This is a genomic window from Streptomyces sp. NPDC103540, assembly GCF_055584445.1.
Genome location: NZ_JBVJMA010000025.1, coordinates 38,926 through 64,624, shown reverse-complemented (window position 1 = coordinate 64,624; position 25,699 = coordinate 38,926). Strand labels below are relative to the sequence as shown.

The window sequence follows — 25,699 nt, the reverse complement described above, 5'->3', positions numbered from 1 at the left end:
TGCTGGTGGGCTCGCACGATGGTCGAGTCGATGCAGACGATCGACCAGTCGACCTCGCCGATCGCATCCGAGTGCTGCTGGACGTGGGCCAGGAGCCGGTCCCAGGTTCCGTCCGCGGACCAGCGGCGGAAGCGTTCGTAGACGGTCTTCCACGGTCCGTAGCGTTCGGGCAGGTCCCGCCAGGCCGCCCCGGTGGACAGCTTCCACAGGATGCCGTTGAGGACCTGCCGCCGGTCCCGCACCGGACGGCCCATCCGGGGCGGAGCCAGCAGCGGTCCGATGACTTCCCAAGCCTGATCGGTCAGTTCATGTCGTCGCACCACGAACGGAGTAACGACCGATCGACATTGCGGACACGACCTAGCCCCGTCCGGTCAGGGCCAGGGCGTGGTCCAGGGCCTGGAGGAGGCGGCCCGTCGTCGCCCGGTCGCGGACCGCCAGCCGCAGCCAGGACGCGTCGAGGCCTGGGAAGGTGTCCCCGCGCCGGACCGCGAAGCCCAGGGCCCGCAGCCGGGTGCGTACCTCCATCGCGCCCTCCAGCCGGATCAGCACGAACGGTCCGTCCGCCCGGCCGACCGTCGTGATCTCCTCGAACTCCGCGAGCCCGGCCAGCAGGTGCTCCCGGTCCACCGCGATCCGCCGGGCCGCCTCCTCCGCCTCGGCCAGCGCCCTCGGCGCGACGCAGGCCTCGGCGGCCACCAGGGCCGGCGTGGACACCGGCCACAGCGGCTGGGCCGCCGCCAGCTTCGCGATCACCTCCGGCTCGGCCAGGACGTAGCCGATCCGCAGCCCCGCCAGTCCCCAGGTCTTCGTCAGGCTCCGCAGCACCACCAACCCCGGCACGTCCATGCGTCCGGCGAGCGCCTCCCGCTCCCCGGGGACGGCGTCCATGAAGGCCTCGTCCACCACCAGGGTCCGCCCGGGGCGGGCCAGCGCCGTCAGGTCGGCCGCCGGATGCAGGACGGACGTCGGGTTCGTGGGGTTGCCGACGACCACGAGGTCCGCGTCGCGCGGCACCGCCGCCGGGTCCAGCCGGAAGCCGTCCTCGGGCCGCAGCAGCACCCGTTCCACCCGGTGGCCCGCGTCCCGCAGGGCCGCCTCCGGCTCGGTGAACTGCGGGTGCACCACCACCGGCCGCTCGGCGCCCAGGGCCCGGGCGATCAGCACGAACGCCTCCGCCGCCCCCGCCGTCAGCAGCACCCGCTCGACCGGCAGCCCGTGCCGGGCCGCCACCGCCGCCCGCGCCGCCCGGCCGTCCGGGTACGCGGCGAGGTCCCCGAGGCTGTCCGCGATCCGCTGCCTGAGCCAGGCCGGGGGAGTGTCCGAGCGTACGTTCACCGCGAGGTCCACGAGCGCGCCGCCCGCGTCCACCACCTCCGCGTCCCCGTGGTGGCGCAGGTCGTGCTCCCGCGCCGCGGCCACGGCGCAGGTCGCCGCGACCGAACGGCGCTTGGGCACGAGCAGCTCCCCGCCGCCCGCCAGCGCCGCGGCCTCCGCCACCGAGGCGGTCCCGACCGCGTCCCGGACGGCCGTCGAGGGGTGGGGGACCCGGACGGCGGCCAACTCCTCGGCGGAGTAGCCGACCAGCGGGACGCCGAATCGTTTCGCCGCACCGACGAGCCCCGCCTCCCCGGTCTTCGCCTCCACCGTGGCCAGCGCCGTCACCGCCGCGACGGCCAGCCCCGCACCCCGCAGGGTCTCCTCGACCAGCGCGCAGACCTCCTCGACGGACACCCCCGCGCGTCCGCCCACCCCGACCACCAACCGGGTCACGTCCTCGCCCACCGGGGGCCTCCCTCCGTCGGATCCCTCGGATCCGTCTGCGTCATCGGCTGCGCCGGCCCGGTCGGACCGGTCGGCCTCGTCAACACGGTGGCGTCCGCCACCCGCGCACGGAAGTGCGCGCCCGCCCGCCAGTCTGTATGCAGGGGCACATGGCGGTGATCGTGGCTCTGGGCGCGTTCCTGATGACCCTGGCGGGCGGCTGGACGGCGCAACGCGTCACCGACCGCCGCCACCTCGTGCTGGGCCTCGCCGGCGGGCTGATGCTCGGCGTCGTCGGCCTCGACCTGCTCCCGGAGGCCCTGCACGCCGCGGGCCGGGAGGTCTTCGGCGTACCGCTCGCCCTGCTGCTGTTCGTCGCGGGCTTCCTGGTCGCCCACGTCGTGGAACGCGTCCTGGCCGTGCGTCAGGCCGCGCACGGCGCGGAGGACGGGGCCCGCGTGCCGCAGGTCGGACTGACCGCGGCCGGCGCGATGGTCGGCCACAGCGTCGCCGACGGGGTGGCCCTCGGCGCCGCGTTCCAGGTCGGCGGGGGCATGGGCGTGGCCGTGGCGCTGGCCGTCATCACCCACGACTTCGCCGACGGGTTCAACACCTACACGCTCACGAGCCTGTACGGGAACGCCCGCAAGCGGGCCCTCGCGATGCTCTTCGCCGACGCCGTGGCCCCCGTCGTGGGCGCGGCGTCCACTTTGCTGTTCACCCTTCCGGAGGAACCGCTCGGGGCCTACCTCGGCTTCTTCGGAGGCGCCCTGCTGTACCTGGCCGCCGCCGAGATCCTGCCCGAGGCGCACCACCGCCACCCGGCCCTGTCCACGCTGATGTGCACGGTGGGCGGGGTGGCCGGGATCTGGCTGGTGGTCGGCCTCGCGGAGTGAGGTCACCGGCCCGTCGACCGGCCCGTCGACCTGTCCCTCACGGGGCCGCCGTCCCGGCCGCGACCGTCGCCCGGGCCGCCGCCGACGCGGCGAAGCGCAGGGCCACCGACGGCTGCCCCGCCCAGTGCGTGTGCAGGTAACTGGCGTGCACGCCGCCCTGGACGAAGCCCTCCACGCGCCGCTCCGGGTGCGTGAACCCCCAGGCCGGGGTGGCGCCCGCGCCCGGCTCGGTCACCGTCCGGTGGAACTCGTGGCCGCGCAGCCGGGTGCCGGCCGCGGCGAGCGCGCTGTCCGAGACGGCCACCGCCTCCCGGTACCCGAGCGTGAGCCGCTCCGACATCCGGGCGTCGGCGTCGAGGACCCCGCACATCGGCTTCCCGTCCAGGGAACGGGCCAGGTACAGCAGCCCCGCGCACTCGGCGGCCACCGGACCGCCGGCCGCGGCGAAGTCCGCCACGGCCCTGCGCAGCGGCTCGTTCGCCGACAGCTCGGGCGCGTACACCTCGGGGAACCCGCCGCCGATCACCAGGCCGGCGGTGTGCTCCGGGAGCCGCTCCTCGCGCAGCGGGTCGAAGGTGACGACCTGTGCCCCGGCGGCGGTGAGCAACTCCGCGTGCTCGGCGTAGGAGAACGTGAACGCGGCCCCGCCGGCGACGGCGACGACGGGCGCGCCGGAGTCCGGGCCGAGACCCGTGACGCCCCCGGCCCCGATCACCGGCACGCCCGGTCCCCGCTCGGCGCGGTCGGGGAACAGGGCCCCCCGCGGCGACCACGGCTCGCACTCCAGCGGCGGCGCCGAGCGGGCCAGGGCCATCAGCGCCTCCAGGTCGCACCCGGCCCGGACCTGGTCCGCCAGGGCGGCCACGGCGGCCAGCGCGTCGGCCCGACGCTCGGCCACCGGGACCAGGCCCAGGTGCCGCGACGGCGTCGCCACCTGCGGGGCCCGGCGCAGCACGCCGAGGACCGGCGTCCCGGCCTCCTCCAGCGCCTCCCGCAGCATCACCTCGTGCCGGTCGGAGCCCACCTTGTTGAGGATGACCCCGCCCAGGCGCACCCGCGGGTCGAAGGAGGCGAAGCCGTGCACCAGCGCCGCCACCGACCGGGACTGCGACGAGGCGTCCACGACCAGCACGACCGGCGCCCGCAGCAGCTTCGCGACCTGCGCCGTCGAGGCCAGTTCACCGCGCCCGGCGGCCCCGTCGTAGAGGCCCATCACACCCTCGACGACCGCGACGTCACAGCCGGCGGAGCCGTGCGCGAACAGCGGCGCGATCGACTCCGGCCCGCACATGAAGGCGTCGAGGTTGCGCCCCGGGCGGCCGGTGGCCAGCGCGTGGTAGCCGGGATCGATGTAGTCGGGCCCGGCCTTGTGCGGGGACACGGCGAGGCCGCGCTCCGCGAAGGCCGCCATCAGGCCCGTCGCCACGGTGGTCTTGCCGCTGCCGGAGGACGGCGCGGCGATGACCAGCCGCGGCACGGTGCACGACATCACCACTCGATGCCCTTCTGGCCCTTCTGGCCGGCGTCCATCGGGTGCTTGACCTTGGTCATCTCGGTGACGAGGTCCGCGAACTCCACCAGCTTCGCCGGCGCGTTGCGGCCCGTGATCACCACGTGCTGGGTGCCGGGCCGGTCGCGCAGCACCTCGATGACCTCGTCGACGTCGATCCAGCCCCAGTGCATCGGGTACGCGAACTCGTCGAGCACGTACAGCCGGTGCGTCTCGGCGGCCAGGTCGCGCTTGACCTGCTCCCAACCCTCCTTCGCCGCCTGCTCGTTGTCGAGCTGGGCGTCGCGCTGGACCCAGGACCAGCCCTCGCCCATCTTGTGCCAGACGACGCTGCCGCCCTCGCCCGAGGCGCCGAGCACCTTGAGCGCGTTCTCCTCGCCGACCTTCCACTTCGCCGACTTGACGAACTGGAACACCCCGATCGGCCAGCCCTGGTTCCAGGCGCGCAGCGCGAGCCCGAACGCGGCCGTCGACTTGCCCTTGCCCGGTCCGGTGTGGACGAAGACGAGCGGACGGTTGCGGCGCTGACGCGTCGTGAGTCCGTCGTCCGGAACGACGGACGGCTGTCCCTGCGGCATTACGCGGCCCTCCTGGAGGCGGTGGATGCGGAAGATGATCCGGGTGCGGCGGACGTCACCGCGGTACGTACGTTCTTCACGAGCCCGGCCAACGAGTCGGCCCGCAGCCCGTCGAGGGTCACGGCCGGTGCCCCCAGGTCCGCGGCCAGCGCCCCGGCCAGTCCCAGCCGGACCGGGCCCGATTCGCAGTCCACGACCACGGAGGTGACCCCCTCGGCGGCCAGCAGCCGGGCGCTGCGTCCGGACAGCTCGCGGGGGTCGCCGCCCAGGTTCCCGGCCGAGGTGGCCCGACCGTCGGTGACGACCACCAGCAGCGGCCGGCGCGAGGGGTCCCGCAGCCGCTCCAGGCGCAGGACGTCGCGGGCCTTGAGCAGCCCGGAGGCGAGCGGGGTGCGCCCGCCCGTCGGCAGCAGTTCCAGCCGGGTCGCCGCGGTGTCCACGGACGAGGTCGGCGGCAGCGCCAGCTCGGCGCCCGCCCCCCGGAAGGTGATCATGCCGACCTTGTCCCGGCGCTGGTAGGCGTCCAGCAACAGGGAGAGCACCGCGCCCTTGACCGCGCTCATGCGCTGCCGGGCGGCCATGGAACCGGAGGCGTCGACGAGGAACAGCACGAGGTTGCCCTCGCGGCCCTCCCGGGTGGCCTGGCGCAGGTCGTCCTTGCGCACCACCAGCCCCCGACCGCTGCGCCCGCGCGCCTTCTGGTGCGGGGCGGCGGCCTGGACGGTGGCCGCGAGGTGCAGCTTCGTCAGGTGCCCCCGGGGACGCGTGGCGCCGGTGGTGCGGCCGTGCGCGGTACGGGCGCGCGAGCGCCGTCCCGCCGCGCCCTCGCCGAGGCCCGGCACGCTGAGCATCTTGGTGCGGAAGGGCTCGGAGGCCCGTACGGCGGCCTGTTCGGGGGCCGCTGCGGCCGGGGCGGAGGAGGGCTCGGGCGCCTGCGACGGCCCCTCGGGAGCCTCCGGGGCCTCGGGGGCCTCCGGGGCCTCGGGGGTATCGGGCGCCTCGGGTCCTCCGCCCTGCGGGGGAACCCCGCCGCCACCGCCCCCGTCGGGGTCGTCCTCGGGGCCGCTGCCGCCGTCGTCCGGGCCCTGCGGCTCGGGCTCGGGATCCGGCTCCGGTTCGGGCTCCTCGTCGGGGAAGCCGTCCAGGATCTCGTCGAGCCTGTCCTCGTCGAGGCCCGGCGCGTCGAAGGGGTTGCGGCGACGCCGGTGGGGGAGCGCCAGCAGCGCGGCCTGGCGCACGTCCTCCTTCAGTACGTCGACCCGCCCCGCCCAGGCCGCCAGCGCGGTGGCCGTCCGCGCCATCACGATGTCGGCGCGCATGCCGTCGACCTCGAAACCGGCGCAGGTCGCGGCGATCCGCAGCAGCGCGGTGTCGCCGAGGCGGACCTGCGGCAGCAGCGCCCGGGCGGCCACCACGCGGGCGCGCACGTCCGCCTCGTCCCCGGCCCAGCGGTCCGCGAAGCCGGCCGGGTCGTCCTCGTAGGCGAGCCGGCGGCGCACCACCTCGACGCGCTGGGCGGGCTCGCGGGAGGCCGCCACCTCCACGGTCAGCCCGAACCGGTCGAGGAGCTGCGGGCGCAGCTCGCCCTCCTCCGGGTTCATGGTGCCGACGAGCAGGAAGCGGGCCGCGTGGCGCACGGAGACGCCCTCGCGCTCGACGTACGAGGCGCCCATGGCGGCGGCGTCGAGGAGCACGTCGACCAGGTGGTCGTGGAGCAGGTTGACCTCGTCGACGTAGAGGATCCCGCGGTGCGCGTCGGCGAGCAGGCCGGGTTCGAAGGCCTTGACGCCCTCGGACAGGGCCCGCTCGATGTCGAGGGCTCCGACGAGCCGGTCCTCGGAGGCGCCGACCGGCAGCTCGACCATCCGCGCCGGCCGGGCGCCGCCGGGGCCCTCCTCGTGGGGGCCGTCGGGGCAGGACGGGTAGGGCGCGGCGGGCGCGCAGCTGAACCGGCAGCCGGGGACGACGTCGACCTGCGGCAGCAGCGCGGACAGCGCGCGCACGGCGGTCGACTTGGCGGTGCCCTTCTCGCCGCGCACGAGCACGCCGCCGACCGCCGGGCTCACGGCGTTGAGCAGGAGCGCCAGCCGCAGGTCGTTCTGGCCGACCACTGCGGTGAACGGATAGGGGGTGCTCATGCGGTGCCTTCCTCTGTACGGGTACGCGTGCGGGTACCGGTCCGGGTACGGGTGAGTCCGCGGGCGTCCGCGGACCGGGCGTGCGGTGCGGGCGCGCGGCGGCGCCCGGGCGGGGCGGCGACGGCCCCCCGCCGGGCCGGGCGCCTCACGGGGCGCCCGGGGGGAGGAAGGGCAGGCCCACCGGGGCGCCCTCCTCGATCAGTCGCAGCAGCGCGTCGGTGTCGGCGTGCTCCGCGATGAGGTCGCCCAGCAGGTCGAGCTGTTCCTCGCGCAGCGCCCCGAAGGAGGTGTCCGGCGCGGGGACGAAGCGGCGTCCGGCGGCGGAGGCGACCTCGCGCAGGAACGCCCGGCGGAACCCGTCCGACTCCAGCGAGCCGTGCCAGTGGGTGCCCCACACCGACCCGACCCGGCAGCCGTCGAGGAACGGCTCCCCGCCCAGCACCTCGGCCACCCCGTGGTGGATCTCGTAGCCGAAGACCTCCTCGCCCAGCGCCGTGCCCGTCGGCCGGGCCAGGGTCTTCTCGCGCGCGAAGCGGACGCGCACCGGCAGCAGGCCGAGGCCGTCCACCGTCCCCGCCCGCGATTCGACCTCGTCCTCGATCCGCTCGCCCAGTGCCTGGAAGCCGCCGCAGATGCCCAGCACGGGCCGTCCCTCGGCGACCCGCCGGACCAGCGCGTCGGCCAGGCCGCGTTCCCGCAGCCACGCCAGTGCCTTCACGGTGCCGCGCGTGCCCGGTACGACGACCAGGTCCGCGTCGGCCAGCTCCTCGGCCCGGTCCACGAACCGCACGACCACGCCCGGCTCCGCCGCCAGCGCGTCGACGTCGGTGAAGTTCGACATCAGCGGCACCGCGCAGACCGCGACCCGCAGCACGTCCTCGCCGACCGGCGGCGCGACCACGGACTCCCGTACGGCGCCCCGCAGGGACACGCGCAGGCCGTCCTCCTCGTCGATGCCCAGGCCGTGCCGGTAGGGCAGGACCCCGTAGGTGGCCCGCCCGGTCAGGCCGCGCAGCATCTCCATGCCCGGCTCCAGCAGGCTCACGTCGCCGCGGAACTTGTTGACCAGGTACCCGGCGATCAGCGACTGGTCCTGCGGCGACAGCAGGGCCGTCGTCCCGAAGAAGGACGCGAAGACGCCGCCCCGGTCGATGTCCCCGACCACGACCACCGGGAACCGCGCGGCGCGCGCGATGCCCATGTTCACGATGTCGGTCCGCCGCAGGTTGATCTCGGCCGGACTGCCCGCCCCCTCGCAGATCACGGCGTCATACGTGCCCCGCAGTTGCTCCAGGCAGTCGGTGACGATGCCGAGCAGCTGTTCCTGACGGCCCCCGTGGTAGCCGCGCGCGCTCATCTCGCCGACCGGCTTGCCCAGCAGCACCACCTGGCTGCTGCGGTCGCTGCCCGGCTTGAGCAGGACCGGGTTCATGAGGGCGGTCGGCTCGACGCGGGCCGCCTGCGCCTGCATGGCCTGCGCGCGGCCGATCTCGGCGCCCTCGCGCGTCACGAAGGAGTTCAGCGACATGTTCTGCGCCTTGAACGGCGCGACCTTCACGCCCTGGCGCGACAGCCAGCGGCAGATGCCCGCCGTGACGACGCTCTTGCCCGCGTCCGACGTCGTACCGGCGACCAGCAGTCCGCCGCCGCGCTTCGCGCCGCTCATGCGCGTCCTTCCCTCTTCTTCGCGTGCGAGATGCCCGAGGCCACGAGGGCGCGGGCCGCCACGCAGGCGGCCAGCGCCAGCCAGGTGACCCGGTGGGAGAGCCGTACGGCCCGTTCGATGTCGGCGACCTCCACCGGCCGGCCCGCCGCCCCGTTCAGCACGGCCCGGTGCTCGACCCGGCCGCCGTAGGAGAGGGTCCCGCCGAGCCGGACGCCGAGGGCTCCGGCGAAGGAGGCCTCGACCGGGCCGGCGTTCGGGCTGGGGTGGTCGGCGGCGTCCGCGCGCCAGGCCAGGGCGGCGCCCCGCCGGTCGGGGCCGGCCACCACGGCGGCGAGCGCCGTCAGCCGGGCGCCCGGCCAGCCCGCCAGGTCGTCGAGGCGGGCGGAGGCCCAGCCGTAGCGCAGGTAGCGGGGGGACTTGTGGCCCACCATCGCGTCCAGGGTGTTCACGGCGCGGAAGGCGAGCAGGCCGGGGACGCCGGCGACGGCCCCCCACACCAGGGCGCCGACGACCGCGTCGGAGGTGTTCTCGGCGACGGATTCCACGACGGCACGCGCCATCGCGGGGCCGTCCAGGGCCTGCGGGTCGCGTCCGCACAGGTGGGGGAGTCGTTCCCGGGCCACCTCGTCGTCGCCGGCGGCGAGCGCGCCGCCGATGGCGCGGGCCTCCCGGCCGAGCGAGGTGCCTCCCACCACGGCCCAGGTGGCGGCGGCGGTCAGGGCGACGCGGGCGGCGGCGGGTCGGGAGCGCACGGCGCGGGCGCCGAGCACGCCGACGGCGGCAGCGCCCCCGGCGCACACCAGGGTGTGCAGGAGGCCCCGGGCGCGGTCGTCGCGCCACAGGGCTCGTTCGACCGCGGCCGCGGCCCTACCGAAGGCGGCCACGGGGTGCCCGCGGCGCGGATCCCCGAGGATCCGGTCGCCGATCAGGCCCGCCGTGACGCCGTACGCGAAGACGCGATCGGCACGCATGGTGCAGGTATGTCCTCACTCAGGGTCCGCGCCCTGGTTCGACGTGTCCGGCGGCGAGAGTTCCTGGCTCCCGGGGCGCACGCGCGGCGTGCGCTCCCCGGTGACAGTGGCGGGACCGCGCCGGATTCGCACCGGACTTCCTCTCCATGCCGCCGTGATGGCTCGGGCAGTCCACCACGCCCCGCGAACGCCCGTCAACTCGCTGTTGACCTGCGAAGGGGAGCGGGGCCGGGTACGCGAAAGCCCCCTCCGGAGAACCCGGAGGGAGCCGTCGCGGTGTCGGGCGTCGTCAGCTGACGATCAGGTAGATCGCGTAGGCCACGGCCGCGGTGCAGACCGCGAAGCAGGCGTAGGCGCCGGTGCGGGCGAGGGTGGCGGTGCCGCCCTGCTCGGTGGCGGCCTCGTGCCGGGACAGGCCCACCAGGCCCAGGGTGAAGAGGGCCACGAGGGCGACGGTGGCCGAGAGGCTGACTCCGAAGACGGAGCCGAGTGCTGCCCAGTCGATCTTCATACTGCCGTTTCCTCTGTCGTTCTCGGGGTCAGACCGCCGCGGCCGGGGCCGCTGGGGTCGCCGGGTTGGCCGTCGCGGCCGGGATGGTGGCCTTGAGGTCCTCGTCGGTCACGGCCGCGGTGGTACCGGCGGCCGGCGGGACGGCGACGGCGGCCATCGCGGTGGTGACCACGCCCGGCTGCTCGTCGGCGGCCGGAGCCACGTCGTTGACGTTGGTGTGGTCGACGACCTGGCGGCGCGAGATCAGCCAGATGGCGAGGCAGGAGCCGACGAGGAAGACCGTCACGGCGCCGACGCCGACGTCACCGGTGCGCATGACCAGCTCGGCGACGGACGCGACCAGCGCGGCGGCCGGCAGGGTCAGGCCCCAGGCGACGAACATGCGGGTCGCGGTGGACCAGCGGACGACGCCGCCCTTGCGGCCCAGGCCCGCGCCCATGACCGCGCCGGAGCAGGCGTGGGTGGTGGAGAGGGAGAAGCCGAGGCTGGAGGAGGCCAGGATGACGCTCGCGGCCGAGGTCTGGGCGGCGAAGCCCTGCTGCGGCTGGAGGTCGGTCAGGCCGCTGCCCATGGTGCGGATGATGCGCCAGCCGCCCAGGTAGGTGCCGAGGGCGATGGCCACACCGGCGGAGACGATGACCCACACCGGCGGGTTGGAGCCGGGGGCCAGGGCGCCACCGGCGACGAGCGCCAGCGTGATGATGCCCATCGTCTTCTGCGCGTCGTTGGTGCCGTGCGCCAGGGAGACGAGACCGGCCGAGGCGATCTGGCCCGCGCGGTACCCCTTGGCGGAGGTCTTCTCGCCGACCTTGTCGTTCAGCCTGTACGTGATCTTCGCGGCCAGCATCGCGGCCACACCGGCCACGATCGGCGCGGCGATCGCCGGGATCAGCACCTTGGTGACGACGACGCCGCCGTTGACCGCGCCGAGGCCGGCGGAGGCGACCGCGGCACCGATGAGGCCACCCATCAGGGCGTGCGAGGAGCTGGAGGGGAGGCCGACCAGCCAGGTGACGAGGTTCCAGAGGATCGCGCCGACCAGGGCCGCGTAGATCACTTCCGGCTGGATGCCCTCTTCGTTGACGAGGCCCTTGGAGATCGTCTTGGCGACCTCCACGGACATGAACGCGCCGACGAGGTTGAGCACGGCGGACATGGCCACCGCCGTCTTGGGCTTGAGGGCGCCGGTCGAGATGGTGGTGGCCATCGCGTTGGCCGTGTCGTGGAAACCGTTCGTGAAGTCGAACACGAGAGCGGTGATGATCACGATCCCGAGGAGAAGCGTTATGTGCTCCATTTACCCAGGCTTCTGTTTGACGTCAGTGGCTCGGCGACCGTAGGCAACCTGGGTGAACGGAAGATGAACTGACTCGGGACGGTTGGTGTCCCGGCCCGGCACCCCATCGGACTCTTCGTCCCGATTCTTTCGTGGATATATCGATTAATGCACGTCAGGGCGGGGTCGTGAGCACCTTCCGGTTGTCCCGCCCGGCACGTTCGAAGCCCCTCGCCGGGCCGTTGAAGAGAGGTAGATCACTCCGCTTCCGCACCCCGTCCGGCCGGCCGCCCCGACCCCCGTCCGCCGTACCTCCGGTGGCCCCCGCGCGCACCCGCCTCGACACTGGAGCCGTGCGTACCGCCACTGCGACGGCAACGGCCGTCACCGCGACCCTGATCGGCGCCGGAGCGGCCGCGGCCGCCGTCGCGGCGGGCCGGTACGCCGCCGACGCGGCCCTGCGCCCCGAGCCCGGCCGCCCCCTGCCCGGAACCCCCCGGCTCAGCGTCCACTCCACCGCCGCCGGCCGCGTCGTCCTCACCCGCTCGCTCGCCTCCCTGCGACCGGGCACCTACGGCCTGGACGCCCCCGGGGTCCACGCGGTCGTCGGCCCCGTCCTGCCCGACGCCCCCCACGGCCCGGACACCGTCGTACGCCGCCTCCTGGCCGTCACCCACGGCAGCCTCGACCCCGGCACCCGGGTGGCCCTCACCCCCCAGGTCCACCTGGGCAACCCCCGCACCGCCCTCGGCCTCGACCACGCCGACGTGGACGTCCCCGGCGAGCTCGGCCCGCTCCCCGCCTGGTTCGTGCCCGCGGCCCGCGGCACCTGGGTGATCGCCGTCCACGGCCTGGGCGCCGGCCGCGAGCACCCGATGGTGGTCATGCCCTTCCTGCACCGCCACAAGCTGCCGGTGCTCTCCCTCGCCTACCGCGGCGACCTCGGCGCCCCCGCCTCCCCGGACGGCCTCGGCCACCTCGGCGAGTCCGAATGGCGCGACCTCGACGCCGCCATCCGCTACGCCCTGCGCTACGGCGCCCGGCGCGTGATCCTGCACGGCTGGTCCACCGGGGCCACGATGGCCCTGCGCGCCCTGGAGCGCTCCGCCCTGGCCTCGCGCGTCAGCGGCGTCGTCCTCGACTCGCCCGTGCTGGACTGGCACACCACCCTGCGCGGCCTCGTCGCCGCCCGGCACACCCCCGCCCCGCTGATGCCGTTCGCGATGCGGGCGGCGGAGGGTCGGGCCGGACTGCGCGCCGACCACCGGCCCCCCGCCGCGGACCCCGGCGCGCTGCGCGTCCCCGTCCTCCTCTTCCACGGCCCGGACGACACCCTCGCCCCCTGGGGGCCCTCGCGCCGGCTCGCCGCCGCCCGCCCCGACCTCGTCACCCTGCACACCGTCCGGGAGGCCGGCCACGGGGCGATGTGGAACGCCGACCCCGCCGGCTACGAGGAGGCGCTGCGGCGCTTCCTGGTGCCCCTGATGTGACGGACCGTCGGGCGCGGGAGGCGGTGCCGGACGCGGTGCCGGACGCGGCGCGGGGTGTGGCGCGGTCGTGAAGGGCCTGCGGCGGACCGGAGCCTGTGGGCGAATCATCCCGATTCATCCACCCTGTGACCTGTGGAAAGGCCCCGTTCCGTTTGGGCTTTCGGCCAGTGACGGGCGAGACTGCTTCCGTGACGTCCCGAAAGCCTGATGAGCAGTTGGCTCGCGACTCCAGACTCCGACTCGTCTCCCCGCGCTCCGTCGCCACGGCGCGCAAGGCGGTGACCGACCGGCGAACCCGGCCGGCTCCCCGGCCCCCGGCGGGCACCCCCGCCACGGCAGACCTGGCGAACCGCGCCCGCGCCTCCCTCGCCGACGCGGTACGGCTGGCCCGCTGGGCCGAGCTGAACCTCGGAGCCGGCGACGGCGGCCGCCCCGCACCGTCGGGCGCGCTGCCCGCCCCCGACGTCGAACGGGCCGCCGCCGAGCTGGGCCTGACGCACGGCCAGATCCGCGTCGGCTGGGACCGCGCCCGGCTCTCCGGCCTCGTCGAGGTGCACGGCGCCCAGGCCCGGCCCGGCTGGCGCCTGCGCGCCTGGGACCGCGACGACACCGCCGTGCTGCGCGGCTGGGTCGCCCTCTTCGACGCCTGGTCGCTCGTCCACCCGGCCCCCGCCGACATCGCCCCCTCGGCCGTCGCCGAGGTGGTCGAGGCCATGCCCCAGCTGCTGTCCCTGCTCCAGCTGTCCGCCGGGCCGGTCACCGTCCCGGACCTCCTGGACCTCCTGGGCCAGCGCGTCACCGAGCTGCGCGACGAGCGGTGCGAGGTCCCCTACGGCACCGAGGCCGCCTCCACCGGCACGGGCGAGCGCCCCCTGCCGCTCACCCGACTGCTGCGCTGGGCACTGGGCGGGCTCGCCGCCGTGGACGCCGTCACCCTCGGCCCCGCGCAGGCCACCCTCACCCCGCTCGGCAGTTGGGCCGTCTGGGTCAAGTTGGAGCAGATCTGCGTCGCCGCGCAGAGCCCCGCCGGGAACATCGAGCAGTCCGCCGCCGCCATGCTGCACGGCTGCGCCCGCCTGACCCCCGGCCCCGCCCGCGCCGAGTACCAGGCCTGGCTCGCCGCCCGTCCCGTCGGCCACGCCGTCAGCGAGCTGCTCCACGCGGCCCGCGGCGAGGACGCCCTCCTGCGCGGCCTGGCCTTCGAGGCCCTGCGCGTGGTCGGCGCCCCCGCCGAACGCGAGGTCCGCGCGGCCGTACGGGAACCCGCGCTGCGCCCGTACGCCCTGCTCTGGCTCGCCGAACACGACGGGGTCGACCCGGACGAGGCCCAGGACGTCCTGACCCCCGAGGAGTCCACCTGGCTCTGGGTGGACACCGCGGCCGCCATCGCCGACCACGGCGAGGCCGACCTGCTCGCCCGCCACCTGGACTCGGCCGTCCGCACCACCGTCCCCCGGCTCCTCGACGAGGTCCGCGCGGTCGGCCACCCGCGCACCGTGCAGGTCCTGGTGGCCCTCGCCGCCGCCCACCCCGACCCGGCCCTGGCCAAGGCCGTCCGCCGGGCCGCGTTCCAGGTCCACACCGGGGGCGCGTAGCACCCCGGGCCGTGCGCGCCGCGGGCCTTCAGAGCTGCGGCGCGTACGTCCCGAAGCTCCAGACGTTGCCCTCGGCGTCGCGCGCCATGTAGTCCCGCGAGCCGTAGTCCTGGTCGGTGGGCTCCATGAGGATCTCCACCCCGTGCTCGACGGCCCGTCGGTGGTGCGCGTCCACGTCGTCGACGACGACGTAGACGCCCGTCGTCCCCGCCCCCTCCATCGCCTCGTCGAACCGGCCCCCGCGCCCCTTGCTGCCGAGCATCACCGCGCCGTTGCCGTAGGACAGCTCCGCGTGCATCACCGAGCCGTCCTCGCCCTCGTAGACCGCGACCCGTTCGAAGCCGAACGCGTCCGTGAGCTGCCGGATCGCCGTCTTCGCGTCGCGGTAGAGCAGGGTGGGGTAGATGGACGGAACGCCTGCCATGACGAACACTCCCTCTCGTGACGCGCGGCACCCGCCGCGCCGGTGACCCACGTCACAGCATGGCAGGCCCCGCCGCGCGTCAGCGGAAGGTGTTGCACTGGGCCATGTCGCCGGTGCGGTAGCCCTGGTAGAACCACTGCTGACGCTGTTCCGCCGAGCCGTGGGTCCAGGACTCCGGGGTGACCCGACCCTGGAACTTCTCCTGGATCCGGTCGTCGCCCACCGCCGCCGCCGCGTCCAGCCCGTCCCGGATGTCCTGGTCGGTCAGGGTCGTGATCAGGGGCCGCCCCGTGGACTCGTCCGGGGTCCTCGTCGCGTTGTGCGCCCACACCCCGGCGTAGCAGTCGGCCTGGAGCTCGACCTTCACCGCGTTGCTGTTCGCGCCCTGCCGGCCGTCCTGGGCCCGCTGGAGGGTGCCGGTCAGGTTCTGGATGTGGTGCCCGTACTCGTGCGCGACGACGTACGCCTGGGCGAAGGGGCCGCCGCTCGCGCCGAACTTCGTCCGCAGCTCGTTGAAGAAGCCGAGGTCCAGGTACACCTTGCGGTCCCCGGGGCAGTAGAAGGGGCCGACGGCCGAGGTGGCCGCGCCGCAGGCGGTGCCCACCCGGCCGGTGAAGAAGACCGTCTGCGCGGGACTGTAGGTGCCCCCGCGCCGGGCGAACTCCTGCTTCCAGAAGTCCTGCGTGCTGTTCACCACGGCCACCAGCCGGCAGTCCTCGCGGGTGTTCGCGTCCTGCCCCGTCCGGCAGGCCTGCTGCACCTGCGCGTCCGAGGAGGCGTTCGGAACCGGCTGCGGGTTCCCGTCGGACAGGCCCAGCTGTTCCGGACCCACCCCGAAGAGCAGTCCCAGCACCAGCGCGATCAGGCCGACGATGCCGCCGCCCACCGTGGCCCGCCCACCGGGGATGCGGCTGCCGCGCACGTCCTGGACCTCGGAGGTGTCCAGGTTGGCGTTGTCGTCGAACTGCATGCCGCACCGCCCTCGGGCTCGGAAGCGGGGCGGTCGGGTGGCCGCTCCTGCGGCGAGTATCAACCCGTTCGTCCCGCCGCGCCCCCGGTGTCCCGGGCCCGCCCGTGGGCCGAACGGGCGACGCGGGCGGGGGTCGGGGCCGGCGGGAGCCGGGCGGAGGCGCGGCGGGAGGCCCCGAAAAGTAGTTGCGCACCCCCGGTAGAATGACTCCCATGGCAAATCTCCTCGCGGATTAGCGGCGTCGAAGCAACGCGCGTCCCGCCACCCCTTCCGCCGTCCCCACCGCCCTGGAGTATTTCCGTGATCACCGCCACCGGCATCGAGCTGCGCGCCGGCGCCCGCGTCCTCATCGAGTCCGCCTCCTTCCGCGTCGCCAAGGGCGACCGCATCGGCCTGGTCGGCCGCAACGGAGCCGGCAAGACCACCCTCACCAAGTGCCTCGCCGGCGAGGGGCTGCCCGCCGGCGGCACCATCACCCGATCCGGTGAGGTCGGCTACCTGCCGCAGGACCCCCGTACCGGCGACCTCGACGTCCTGGCCAAGGACCGGATCCTGTCCGCGCGCGGCCTCGACGTCCTGCTCAAGAAGATGCGCGCCAACGAGGAGCGCATCGCCACCGGCAGCGGCGCCACCCGCGAGAAGGCGCTCAAGCAGTACGAGCGCCAGGAGACCGAGTTCCTGACCAAGGGCGGATACGCCGCCGAGGCGGAGGCCGCGACGATCTCGGCCGCCCTCGGCCTGCCCGACCGCGTCCTGAACCAGCCGCTGCACACCCTCTCCGGTGGTCAGCGCCGTCGCGTCGAGCTCGCCCGGATCCTCTTCTCGGACGCCGACACCCTGCTCCTCGACGAGCCCACGAACCACCTCGACGCCGACTCCATCGTCTGGCTGCGCGACTACCTGAAGAACTACCGCGGTGGCTTCATCGTCATCTCCCACGACGTCGACCTGGTCGAGACCGTGGTGAACAAGGTGTTCTACCTGGACGCCAACCGCGCCCAGATCGACGTCTACAACATGGGCTGGAAGCTCTACCAGCAGCAGCGCGAGGCCGACGAGAAGCGCCGCAAGCGCGAGCGCCAGAACGCCGAGAAGAAGGCCGCGGCCCTGAACTCGCAGGCCGACAAGATGCGCGCCAAGGCCACCAAGACGGTGGCCGCGCAGAACATGGCCAAGCGCGCCGAGCGCCTGCTGTCCGGCCTGGAGGCCGTCCGCGTCTCCGACAAGGTCGCCAAGCTGCGCTTCCCGGACCCGGCCCCCTGCGGCAAGACCCCGCTGACCGCCGAGGGCCTGTCGAAGTCCTACGGCTCGTTGGAGATCTTCACCGACGTCGACCTGGCCATCGACAAGGGCTCGCGCGTCGTCATCCTGGGCCTCAACGGCGCCGGCAAGACCACGCTGCTGCGCCTGCTGTCGGGCACGGAGAAGCCCGACACCGGCACGGTCGTCCCCGGTCACGGCCTCAAACTCGGCTACTACGCCCAGGAGCACGAGACGCTCGACCCCGAGCGCACGGTCCTGGAGAACATGCGCTCCTCGGCCCCGGACCTCGACCTGGTCGACGTCCGCAAGACGCTCGGTTCCTTCCTGTTCTCCGGCGACGACGTGGACAAGCCGGCCGGCGTGCTCTCCGGTGGCGAGAAGACCCGTCTGGCCCTGGCCACCCTGGTCGTCTCCTCGGCGAACGTGCTGCTCCTCGACGAGCCCACGAACAACCTCGACCCGGCCAGCCGCGAGGAGATCCTGGGCGCCCTGCGGACCTACAAGGGCGCCGTCATCCTCGTCACGCACGACGAGGGCGCCGTGGAGGCCCTGGAGCCGGAGCGGATCATCCTGCTCCCGGACGGCGTCGAGGACCTGTGGGGCCCGGACTACCGGGACCTGGTCGCCCTGGCCTGACGGCCGCCCGATCGGCCCCGACCCGCTGATCCAGTTCCTTATGGATCATTCGGCTCAGGCGTGATCCATCATCTGAGTGAGACGGTCTCGTACCGTCGCGCGTGGTTCGACGACCCCGGCCGCATCCGCACGGATGCGCGACCGGGGTCGTCGCCGTTCCGGCGTCCCGCCCCTGACCTGGAGATTCCCGCCGGTCGCGCGGAAGTGTGACGCAGGTCATGCGGCGGAAGAGAAGATTCCGTTCTGCTCGTGTGTCCACTGCTTGAGAAATGCGGTCGTACCGACCTTGCTGAATGGGTGGCCAGGAAGCCGGGGAGGGGTGATCATGAGAAGTCCAGAGCGCACTTCCCACGAGGAGGCACGGGTGGCCGAGACTCTGAAGAAGGGCAGCCGGGTGACCGGCGCCGCGCGCGACAAGCTCGCGGCAGACCTGAAGAAGAAGTACGACTCCGGTGCGAGTATCCGGGCACTGGCCGAAGAGACCGGCCGGTCCTACGGATTCGTCCACCGGATGCTCAGCGAGTCCGGAGTCACGCTACGTGGTCGCGGTGGCGCGACGCGCGGCAAGAAGGCGGCTGCGGCCTGACCCTGGCCCCCGGGCCGAGGCCGGTGCCGAAGGCGCCCGACAGCTCCACGCTCACGTTCCACAGCTCCATGGATCGACGTCTCGACGGATCGGCGGATTCTCACCTACGCGCGGTTCCTTCGGTGACCCCCGGTCGGCCCCGTGGTCGACCGGGTGGTTACTGTGCAGTCACTTAGGTCCGGTACACGGCCACGACTGCACTTCCGGAGGCACCAGATGGCTCTGCTCGACAAGGACGGCGTACGGCTCACCATCGACGACTCGGTCGCCACGGTGACCCTGACCAATCCGGCCAAGCGAAACGCCCAGTCCCCCGCGCTCTGGCGGGCGTTGGCGGAGGCCGGACGGTCGTTGCCGGGCACCGTCCGGGTCGTCGTACTGCGGGGCGAGGGCAAGTCCTTCTCCGCGGGCCTCGACCGGCAGGCGTTCACCCCCGAAGGCTTCGAGGGCGAGCCGTCCTTCCTGGATCTGGCGCGCGGTTCGGACGAAGCCCTCGACTCCACCATCGCCGAGTACCAGGAGGCCTTCACCTGGTGGCGGCGCAACGACATCGTCTCCGTCGCCGCCGTGCAGGGGCACGCGATCGGCGCCGGCTTCCAGCTGGCGCTCGCCTGTGACCTGCGCGTGGTCGCGGACGACGTGCAGTTCGCCATGCGCGAGACCAGCCTCGGGCTCGTCCCCGACCTGGCCGGTACCCAGCCGCTGACCGCGCTCGTCGGCTACGCCCGCGCGCTGGAGATCTGCGCGACGGGCCGCTTCGTGCACGCCGAAGAGGCCGAGCGGGTCGGCCTCGCCAACCTGGTCGTCCCGGCCGACGAACTCGACGCCGCCGTCAAGGACCTCGCCACGGCACTGGTGGCACCCCCGCGCGACGCCGTGATCGAGACCAAGGCGCTGCTGCGCGAGGCCGGCTCCCGCCCCTACGACGAGCAGCGCGCCGCCGAGCGCGCCGCCCAGGCCCGCCGCCTGCGCGATCTGGCCGGCCTCTCCGACTGACCCACCCTCGCGACGACCGACGCCGGATCCCCCCGCTCCCAAGGGCGGGGGGATCCGGCGTGTCCGGCCCCGTGCCCTTCGTCGCCCGCCCGCCCGCCCGCCCGCCCGTCGTCGCCCGCCCGTCGGCGGTCGCCGGGCGGGCGCGCGGTGGCGCGCTTACCGTGGTCCGGGGGTCCGCACCACGGGAAGGACGCGCGCCGATGACCGATGCAGCGACAGGGGGCGGGGGCGCCTCCCGCGCGCCCGCCGACCGGGGCCGCACGACCATCGCCGACGGCGTGGTCGAGAAGATCGCAGGCCTGGCCGCCCGCGAGGTCGCCGGTGTCCACGCCATGGGCAACGGCAGCGGACTCTCCCGCACCTTCGGCGCCGTGCGCGACAAGGTTCCGGGCGGGCCGAAAGCCGCCGTCAGTCGGGGCGTCAAGGCCGAGGTCGGCGAGGTGCAGACCGCCCTCGACCTGGAGATCGTCGTCGACTACGGGGTGTCGATCCGCGACGTGGCCCGGGCGGTCCGGGAGAACGTCGTCTCGGCGGTCGAGCGCATGACCGGCCTGGAGGTCGTCGAGGTGAACATCGCCGTCGCCGACGTCAAACTGCCCGACGAGCCCGACGACGAGCCCGAGTCCCGGCTCCAGTAGCCGGCTCCGGAGCCGAGAGGAGCCAAGCGATGAGCATGGCGGTCGCCGGCCTGCTGGCCGGCATGGCCCTCGGGTTCGCCGGGTACTTCGGCGGATTCGGGGCCTTCCTGTTGGTGGCGGCGCTCGGCGCGGTCGGCTTCGTCGTGGGCCGCCTCCTCGACGGGGACCTGGAGGCGGGCGACCTGTTCCGCAGCCGGACCCGCGAGGGCCGGGGCCCGCGCGAGCGCGACGACCGGCACGGGTGAGGCCGTGACGAGCCCACCGCGCACCACACCTCCCCGGGTGCCGGCGGCCGACCGGGGAGCCCTGCGCATCGCCGACCGGGTGATCGCCAAGATCGCGGCCCGGGCCGCGCGGGAGGCCCTCGGCCCGACCCCGACCCCCGCCGCGGGCGCAGCGACCCTGCCCGCCCCCCACGCCACCGTCACCGTCCACCACGACATCGCCCGGGTGCACGTCAGCCTGCACCTTCCCTACCCCGACGACCTCGCCGCGCGCTGCGCCGCCGTCCGCCGGCGGGTCGTCGAACGCGTCGAGGGCTGCGCGTCGATGAGCGTCCCCGAGGTGGACATCGACATCGAGCACCTGCGCCCCGCCGGCACCTCCGACGCCCCCGCCGGGCGCGAGCGGCGGCTGCGGTGAACGCGCCCACGCGGCGACCGCCCGGCGAGCCGGGCCCCGGAGCGGGCCCCGAGCCGAGACCTGCGCGCGGCCCGGTGCGCAAGCCCCCGAGGTCCCCCCGGCGCCTGCCGGCCGCCCTCACCGCGCTGGTGGTGCTGGCCGCGGCCGGGCTCCTGCTCTACGACCTGGTCGCCGTACGGGCCCACCGCCCGGCGACGCGCCCGTACGGCGCGTTCGTCCGGCTGCTGGAACACCACACCCCCGCCGACCCGGGGGTCGTGATCGCGGGTGCGCTGCTCGCCCTCGCCGGAGCGGCGCTCCTGTTGCCCGCGCTCCTGCCCGGCCGGCGGGGGCTCCTCACGATGAGCGCCCACCCCGGGGTGCGGGCCGGGATCGGCCGCAAGGCGGCGGCCCTGGTGCTCCGGGACCGGGCCATGGAGGTCTCCGGGGTCCGCGCCGTACGGGTCAGGGTCGGCCGCGCCCACGTCGGGGTCCGGGCCACCTCGCACTTCCGGGACCTGGACGACGTACGGGCCGACCTGGAGCACGTACTCGCCGTCGGCATCGAGGAACTCGGCCTCGCGCACCCGCCCCGGGCGCGGATCCGGGTCGGGAGGTGACCCGCGTGCTCGCACCGCTGAACCGGACCCTGCTCGCGTTCGCCGGAGCCGTGCTGCTGGCCGCCGGCGTCACGCTCCTCACCGCGACCCGGCCCTTCGCCGACCGGCACGCCCCTCTGCTGGCGGCCGACGACCGTGCGCGGTACGGGGAGCTGGTGGACACCTGGTGGTGGGCGGTGCTCGCCGGCGTCGGGCTGTGCGTGCTGCTGGCGCTGTGGTGGCTCCTCGCGCAGCTGCGCCGGGCGCGGTTGCCCGCGCTGGAGGTGGACACGGGCGACGGGGGCTTCGCGGTGCTGCGGGGCCGGGCGTTGGAGGAGGCGGTGGCCGCCGAGGCGGGAGCGCTCGACGGGGTCGCCGCCTGCCGGGTCGCGCTGCGGGGGCGGCGCGGCCGGCGGGGCCTGCCCCGGCGCGGGGGCGCGCCGCGGCTTCGGGTGCTGCTGGAGCTGGAGCCGCACGCCGTCCCCGCCGACGCGCTGGCCGCCCTCGCGGGACCGGTGCTCGGCCACGCCCGCGCCTCGACGGCCCGGCCCGACCTGTCCGCCGAGGTCCGCCTGAAGGTGGTGGCGCACCGGGCGAGCCGCGTCACCTGACCGGCCCCGGGAAACCCGGCCCCGAGGGGCCGGGCGGTGGCCGCGGCGGGTGCCGCGTGTGCGGCGGACGCGTCAGAAGCCGTGCCGCGCGCCGCCGTCCACCGGGAGCATGACGCCGGTCAGGTACGAGGCGGCCGGGGAGAGCAGGAACGCCGCCGTGCGGCCGAACTCCTCCGGGGTGCCGTAGCGGCGCAGCGGGATGCGGGCCTCGTGGCCGGCCCGCGCCGCGTCCGCGTCCCCGGACAGGGCGTCCAGTTCCCGCACCCGGTCGGTGTCGACCCGCGCCGGCAGCAGCCCGACCACGCGGATCCCGCGCGGCCCCAGCTCCACCGACAGGGACTTCGCGAAGCCCGCGAGTCCGGGGCGCAGTCCGTTGGAGATGGTCAGGCCCGGGATCGGCTCGTGCACGGAGCCGGAGAGGACGAAGCCGATGACCCCGCCCTCGCCGAGTTCGGCCGCCGCCGCCCGCGCGAGGCGGACCGCGCCCAGGAACACCGACTCGAAGGCCGCCGCCCACTGCTCGTCGGTGTTGTCCGCGGCGCTGCCGGGAGCCGGCCCGCCGACGCTGACGAGGATGCCGTCCAGGCGCCCGAAGCGTTCCTTCGCGCCGGCCACGAGGCGGGCCGCGGCCAGCGGGTCCGCGTTGTCGGCGGCCACGCCCACCGCGTTCGGGCCGAGCGCGGCGGCCGCGTCCGCGGCGCGCTTCTCGTCCCGCCCGGTGAGCACCACCTTCGCCCCGTCGGCCGTCAGCTCGCGCGCCGAGGCGAAGCCCAGGCCCCGCGTCGCGCCGGTGACCACGTACACCCGGTCCTTCAGTCCAAGATCCATGCGGGTCACGCTACGCCGAAGCGGGCTCCGGCGAAACGGCCTTGGCCGCGGCCTCCTCGCGGTCGCGCCGCTCGCGGCGGACCAGGACCACCCAGCCCACCGGCACCGCCGAGGCGAACAGCCACCACTGGACGGCGTACGCCATGTGCGCGCCGATCGAGTCGTGGTCGGGCTCGGCGACCGGCTCGGGTCCGCCGTCGGCCGGGGCGGGGGCGGTCAGTTCCAGGTAGCCGCCGAGGACGGGTCGGCCGAGGGCGGCGGCCTGCTGCTCGCTGTTGATCAGCATCACCTGGCGGTCGGGCAGGCCCTTGCGGTCCTTGATGCCGCTGCCACCGCTGGTCTCGTCGGCCTTCAGCCGCCCGGTGACCGTGACCTCGCCGGTGGGTGCCGCCGGGACCGGGGGGTAGGCGCGCGGGTCGTCCCCGCCGGGTACCCAGCCCCGGTTGACGAGCACCGCGCGGCCGTCGGCCAGCAGCAGCGGGGTCACGACGTGGAAGCCGACCTTGTCGTCGTTGGAGGTGCGCATCCGGACGACGACCTCGTGCGCGGGGTCGTAGGTGCCGGTCGCGGTGACGGCCCGCCAGTAGTCGTCCCGGGGGACGGTGTGGCCGGGGGAGGTGAGGTCGCCCACCGGCACCGGCTCGCCGTACAGGTTCTTCGCGATCAGTTCGTTCTGGGCGACCCGGTGCTCGTGGCGGTGGAACTGCCAGAACCCCAGCTTGATCATCGCGGGGATGAGGACGAGGGCGACGAGGGTGAGGCACACCCACTGCCGGGTCAGGACGAAGCGGTACACGCCCACGACGGTACCCCCAGCGACGAGGACCCCGGCGGCCGGGTGGCCTTCCGGGGTCGTGGGGAGGGGGTGGGGGAGAGCCGGGGAGGGGGTGTGGGGACGGGTGGGGCCGGGGGTCAGACGCGGTCGACGATGCCCACCTTCCCTTCCGCGCGGGCGCAGTGCCCGCCGCAGAACCACTGCCCGTCCACCTCGACGCCCTGCCCGATGATCTGCACCCGGCAGTGCTCGCAGATCGGCGCCATGCGGTGGATGGCGCAGGAGAAGCAGTCGAAGACGTGCACCGCGCCCTGCGCGTGCACCTCGAAGGACATGCCGTAGTCGTTTCCGCAGACCTCGCAACGTGCCATGCGCCGCATGCTCGACGGGGCGGCGGAACGGAACAAGATCCACCGGGGTGAGTCGTGGCGCCTGCACCCGGCCGGAGCAACGCGCCCCGTCCCGCCCTCGCGCGTCTCAGCCGGCGGGGGCCACGTCCCGCAGCAGGTGGGTGAAGGCCGCCTCGTCGACGACGGGGGTGCCGTAGGACTTCGCCTTGACCGTCTTGGAGGTGGAGGAGTCGGGGTCGTTGGTCACCAGCAGGCTGGTGAGGCGCGACACGCTCGTCGCGACGTGCAGCCCGGCCTCCACGGCCCGGTCCTCCAGCAGCTCCCGGTCCACCGAGGTGTCGCCCGAGAAGGCGACCCGCATGCCCTGCTTGAGGGGCTTGCCGTCCTCGAAGCGTCCCGGGTTGGGGTGCGGGCACGCCGGCCGCTTGCGCGGGGTGCGCCACGTCGCGCCGCCGCCGTACGAGGCCTGCTGCCCGATCCGGGGCGTCGTCGGGTTGTCCGACCACTCCGTCAGCGGGCGGCACTCCAGCAGCGGCAGTCGGACGCCGTCCCGCGCGGCGGCGTGCAGCGACGGACGGAAGGCCTCGGCCAGCACGCGGGCGTCGTCGAGCGCGTTGTGGGCGCGCTGCTGGACGACGCCGAAGTGCGCGGCGAGGGAGGCGAGCTTGTGGTTGGGCAGGGGGAGCCCCAGTTCCTTCGACAGGGCGATGGTGCACAGCCGTTGGCGGACCGGCGCGGTCACCGAGGCCCGCGCGTACTCCCGGGCGATCATCTGCCAGTCGAAGATGGCGTTGTGCGCGACGAGCACGCGGTCCGCGAGCCGTCCGGCGAACTCCTCGGCGATGTCCTCGAAGTGCGGGGCGTCGGCGAGCACGGCACTGGTCAGGCCGTGGATCCAGACCGGTCCCGGGTCCCGGCGCGGGTTGACCAGGCTGTACCAGTGGTCCTCCACGTTCCCCTGCGCGTCGAGCCGGTAGACGGCCGCGGAGACTATCCGGTCGTCGCGCGCGAGCCCGGTGGTCTCCACGTCGACGACCGCGTAACCCTGGGGGTACGCGGTCGGCCACGTCGTCTCTGCGGTCGTTCGGTCGTCGAGCATGGTCACAGAGGATATCGGCACCCGCTGACAGACATGGCCCGACGACCTTGCGGGCCGGCTCCACCGAGGGGTCGGCGACCGGGCAAGGAACGCGACAAAAGCCTCAATTCGCCACAGGGGGCAGGGCCGAGATCAGGGCGGGGCGGGGTCCGCCGGTCGGCTCCGCCGCTTTCCCCCCTGCCCCAGCAGGGCCTCCGTCAGGGCCCCCACCGACAGCAGGAACAACCGCTCCGGGTCCGCCGGGCGGGCCAGGGCGCGGGCGAGCGCCGGGTCGTCGGGGGCGAACGCCGGGTCCCAGAGGTCGCCCTCGGTCGGGGACTGGGCGGGGGAGCGCTCGCGGTTGCGCTCGACCAGCAGGAAGCCGACGATCTGGAACTGGATGGCCCGCACCGCGTCGGCGGCCCGCGCCCCCCGCAGTCCGGCGGCGCGCACCTCGTGCACGAGGGCCCGCTGCGCGGGCAGGAACATCCGCTCGGTGAGGCCGCGTTCGTGGACCATCGCGATCAGATGCGGGCGCTCGCGCAGCTCGCGCCGCAGGGACCGGGCCACCGACAGGACCCGCTCGGCCGGGGTGCGCCCCACCGGGTCGACCGCGCCCATCTCCCGCACGGTGCGTTCCACGAGTGCGTCGAGCAGCGACTCGCGGTTGCCGACGTGCCAGTAGATGGAGGTCACCGCCGTACCCAGCTCCGAGGCCAGCCCCCGCATCGTGAGGGCCGCCGGGCCGTGGCGCCTGACCAGGGCGGCGGCGGCGTCCAGCACCTCCCCGCGGGTGAGCGCGTTCCTCGCCACGGCCCGGGTCCACCCATCTGTCGAAGCGTCAGTTCTGTTGTGTGCAGGGGTCTTTACCCTTCATCGAAGGGAGTGTAACTGTGTTACACACCCGACCGACCCCGCTCACGAGACGA

Annotated in this window: 27 protein-coding genes and 1 riboswitch; of the genes, 11 read left to right on the top strand and 16 right to left on the bottom strand. The window is 74.7% G+C overall.

The genetic code is table 11. From position 1 onward, the window contains the following. A partial coding sequence (locus ACZ6ZI_RS37805) for an IS5 family transposase (RefSeq protein ID WP_469529053.1) occupies positions 1-323 on the bottom strand: 323 nt, incomplete at its 3' end. 37 nt (positions 324-360) lie between these two features. Further along, on the bottom strand, positions 361-1,785 hold the full coding sequence (gene cobC / locus ACZ6ZI_RS37800; RefSeq protein WP_469529050.1) for an Rv2231c family pyridoxal phosphate-dependent protein CobC: 1,425 nt from the start codon (positions 1,783-1,785) through the stop codon (positions 361-363). Between the two features lie 149 nt (positions 1,786-1,934). On the opposite strand from cobC, the gene ACZ6ZI_RS37795 reads away from it, so the two are divergent. Beyond that, positions 1,935-2,660: a ZIP family metal transporter gene (locus tag ACZ6ZI_RS37795; RefSeq protein WP_363055673.1), complete on the top strand. Its 726-nt coding sequence runs from the start codon at positions 1,935-1,937 to the stop codon at positions 2,658-2,660. Between the two features lie 37 nt (positions 2,661-2,697). On the opposite strand, the gene ACZ6ZI_RS37790 is transcribed toward ACZ6ZI_RS37795, so the two are convergent. The 7 genes from ACZ6ZI_RS37790 to ACZ6ZI_RS37760 all read right to left on the bottom strand — a co-directional run bounded on the left by ACZ6ZI_RS37790 (position 2,698) and on the right by ACZ6ZI_RS37760 (position 11,331). Continuing rightward, positions 2,698-4,149: a cobyrinate a,c-diamide synthase gene (locus tag ACZ6ZI_RS37790; protein WP_469529046.1), complete on the bottom strand. Its 1,452-nt coding sequence runs from the start codon at positions 4,147-4,149 to the stop codon at positions 2,698-2,700. Then, on the bottom strand, positions 4,149-4,748 hold the full coding sequence (gene cobO, locus ACZ6ZI_RS37785) for a cob(I)yrinic acid a,c-diamide adenosyltransferase (RefSeq protein ID WP_363055671.1): 600 nt from the start codon (positions 4,746-4,748) through the stop codon (positions 4,149-4,151). The genes ACZ6ZI_RS37790 and cobO overlap by 1 nt, the downstream gene beginning before the upstream one ends. Continuing rightward, a complete protein-coding gene (locus ACZ6ZI_RS37780; protein ID WP_469529043.1) occupies positions 4,748-6,886 on the bottom strand; it encodes a putative cobaltochelatase in 2,139 nt (712 codons plus the stop codon). The genes cobO and ACZ6ZI_RS37780 overlap by 1 nt, the downstream gene beginning before the upstream one ends. Before the next feature lie 145 nt (positions 6,887-7,031). Continuing rightward, the gene (locus ACZ6ZI_RS37775) at positions 7,032-8,552 is read right to left on the bottom strand and encodes a cobyric acid synthase (RefSeq protein WP_469529041.1); all 1,521 of its coding nucleotides are present in this window, start codon (positions 8,550-8,552) and stop codon (positions 7,032-7,034) included. Continuing rightward, positions 8,549-9,523: a cobalamin biosynthesis protein gene (locus ACZ6ZI_RS37770; protein ID WP_469529038.1), complete on the bottom strand. Its 975-nt coding sequence runs from the start codon at positions 9,521-9,523 to the stop codon at positions 8,549-8,551. The genes ACZ6ZI_RS37775 and ACZ6ZI_RS37770 overlap by 4 nt, the downstream gene beginning before the upstream one ends. 57 nt (positions 9,524-9,580) lie before the next feature. Continuing rightward, a riboswitch (cobalamin riboswitch) is annotated at positions 9,581-9,666 on the bottom strand. Positions 9,667-9,812: 146 nt separating this feature from the next. Beyond that, positions 9,813-10,034 carry a hypothetical protein gene (locus tag ACZ6ZI_RS37765; protein ID WP_363055667.1) on the bottom strand — a complete coding sequence of 74 codons (222 nt, stop codon included), beginning with the start codon at positions 10,032-10,034 and terminating at the stop codon, positions 9,813-9,815. A 28-nt stretch (positions 10,035-10,062) separates the two neighbouring features. Further along, the gene (locus ACZ6ZI_RS37760) at positions 10,063-11,331 is read right to left on the bottom strand and encodes an inorganic phosphate transporter (protein WP_469529035.1); all 1,269 of its coding nucleotides are present in this window, start codon (positions 11,329-11,331) and stop codon (positions 10,063-10,065) included. A 332-nt stretch (positions 11,332-11,663) separates the two neighbouring features. Between ACZ6ZI_RS37760 and ACZ6ZI_RS37755 the strand changes: the two genes are divergently transcribed. Together ACZ6ZI_RS37755 and ACZ6ZI_RS37750 are read left to right on the top strand one after the other, a co-directional pair. After that, complete coding sequence (locus ACZ6ZI_RS37755; RefSeq protein ID WP_469529033.1) at positions 11,664-12,800, top strand: alpha/beta hydrolase family protein; 1,137 nt, start codon at positions 11,664-11,666, stop codon at positions 12,798-12,800. Between the two features lie 188 nt (positions 12,801-12,988). Beyond that, positions 12,989-14,395, top strand: a complete 1,407-nt coding sequence (locus ACZ6ZI_RS37750) for a hypothetical protein (protein ID WP_469529030.1) — start codon at positions 12,989-12,991, stop codon at positions 14,393-14,395. 28 nt (positions 14,396-14,423) lie between these two features. On the opposite strand, the gene ACZ6ZI_RS37745 is transcribed toward ACZ6ZI_RS37750, so the two are convergent. Together ACZ6ZI_RS37745 and ypfJ are read right to left on the bottom strand one after the other, a co-directional pair. Further along, positions 14,424-14,819, bottom strand: coding sequence for a VOC family protein (locus ACZ6ZI_RS37745; protein ID WP_469529027.1), 396 nt, complete (start codon positions 14,817-14,819; stop codon positions 14,424-14,426). A gap of 79 nt (positions 14,820-14,898) precedes the next feature. Then, a complete protein-coding gene (gene ypfJ, locus ACZ6ZI_RS37740; protein WP_363055663.1) occupies positions 14,899-15,789 on the bottom strand; it encodes a KPN_02809 family neutral zinc metallopeptidase in 891 nt (296 codons plus the stop codon). 300 nt (positions 15,790-16,089) lie between these two features. Here ypfJ and ACZ6ZI_RS37735 point away from each other — a divergent pair, with 300 nt between their 5' ends. The 8 genes from ACZ6ZI_RS37735 (at position 16,090) to ACZ6ZI_RS37700 (ending at position 21,739) form a co-directional block, all read left to right on the top strand. Further along, entirely contained in the window at positions 16,090-17,688 is a 1,599-nt protein-coding gene (locus tag ACZ6ZI_RS37735; RefSeq protein ID WP_363055662.1) for an ABC-F family ATP-binding cassette domain-containing protein, read from the top strand. Between the two features lie 364 nt (positions 17,689-18,052). Continuing rightward, complete coding sequence (locus tag ACZ6ZI_RS37730) at positions 18,053-18,274, top strand: helix-turn-helix domain-containing protein (RefSeq protein WP_007263382.1); 222 nt, start codon at positions 18,053-18,055, stop codon at positions 18,272-18,274. A 216-nt stretch (positions 18,275-18,490) separates the two neighbouring features. After that, positions 18,491-19,270, top strand: coding sequence for an enoyl-CoA hydratase/isomerase family protein (locus tag ACZ6ZI_RS37725; RefSeq protein ID WP_363055661.1), 780 nt, complete (start codon positions 18,491-18,493; stop codon positions 19,268-19,270). Positions 19,271-19,470: 200 nt separating this feature from the next. Continuing rightward, positions 19,471-19,908 carry an Asp23/Gls24 family envelope stress response protein gene (locus ACZ6ZI_RS37720; protein ID WP_363055660.1) on the top strand — a complete coding sequence of 146 codons (438 nt, stop codon included), beginning with the start codon at positions 19,471-19,473 and terminating at the stop codon, positions 19,906-19,908. A 29-nt stretch (positions 19,909-19,937) separates the two neighbouring features. Further along, positions 19,938-20,153: a hypothetical protein gene (locus ACZ6ZI_RS37715; RefSeq protein ID WP_363055659.1), complete on the top strand. Its 216-nt coding sequence runs from the start codon at positions 19,938-19,940 to the stop codon at positions 20,151-20,153. A 4-nt stretch (positions 20,154-20,157) separates the two neighbouring features. Beyond that, positions 20,158-20,550 (top strand): hypothetical protein, encoded by a 393-nt coding sequence (locus tag ACZ6ZI_RS37710; RefSeq protein ID WP_469529020.1) that lies wholly within the window; start codon positions 20,158-20,160, stop codon positions 20,548-20,550. Positions 20,551-20,624: 74 nt separating this feature from the next. Continuing rightward, positions 20,625-21,149, top strand: a complete 525-nt coding sequence (locus tag ACZ6ZI_RS37705) for a DUF6286 domain-containing protein (RefSeq protein ID WP_469529017.1) — start codon at positions 20,625-20,627, stop codon at positions 21,147-21,149. Between the two features lie 5 nt (positions 21,150-21,154). Then, positions 21,155-21,739, top strand: a complete 585-nt coding sequence (locus ACZ6ZI_RS37700; RefSeq protein ID WP_469529015.1) for an alkaline shock response membrane anchor protein AmaP — start codon at positions 21,155-21,157, stop codon at positions 21,737-21,739. Positions 21,740-21,811: 72 nt separating this feature from the next. Here the strand turns inward: ACZ6ZI_RS37700 and ACZ6ZI_RS37695 are convergent, their stop codons facing one another. The 5 genes from ACZ6ZI_RS37695 to ACZ6ZI_RS37675 all read right to left on the bottom strand — a co-directional run bounded on the left by ACZ6ZI_RS37695 (position 21,812) and on the right by ACZ6ZI_RS37675 (position 25,583). Continuing rightward, positions 21,812-22,567, bottom strand: coding sequence for an SDR family oxidoreductase (locus ACZ6ZI_RS37695; protein ID WP_469529012.1), 756 nt, complete (start codon positions 22,565-22,567; stop codon positions 21,812-21,814). A 10-nt stretch (positions 22,568-22,577) separates the two neighbouring features. Beyond that, positions 22,578-23,363 carry an SURF1 family cytochrome oxidase biogenesis protein gene (locus tag ACZ6ZI_RS37690; RefSeq protein ID WP_469529010.1) on the bottom strand — a complete coding sequence of 262 codons (786 nt, stop codon included), beginning with the start codon at positions 23,361-23,363 and terminating at the stop codon, positions 22,578-22,580. 116 nt (positions 23,364-23,479) lie between these two features. After that, the gene (locus ACZ6ZI_RS37685; protein ID WP_351890894.1) at positions 23,480-23,713 is read right to left on the bottom strand and encodes a hypothetical protein; all 234 of its coding nucleotides are present in this window, start codon (positions 23,711-23,713) and stop codon (positions 23,480-23,482) included. A 106-nt stretch (positions 23,714-23,819) separates the two neighbouring features. Beyond that, positions 23,820-24,797 (bottom strand): DEDDh family exonuclease, encoded by a 978-nt coding sequence (locus ACZ6ZI_RS37680; protein WP_469529006.1) that lies wholly within the window; start codon positions 24,795-24,797, stop codon positions 23,820-23,822. A gap of 126 nt (positions 24,798-24,923) precedes the next feature. Next, on the bottom strand, positions 24,924-25,583 hold the full coding sequence (locus ACZ6ZI_RS37675) for a TetR/AcrR family transcriptional regulator (RefSeq protein WP_469529003.1): 660 nt from the start codon (positions 25,581-25,583) through the stop codon (positions 24,924-24,926). Positions 25,584-25,699 lie beyond the last annotated feature (116 nt).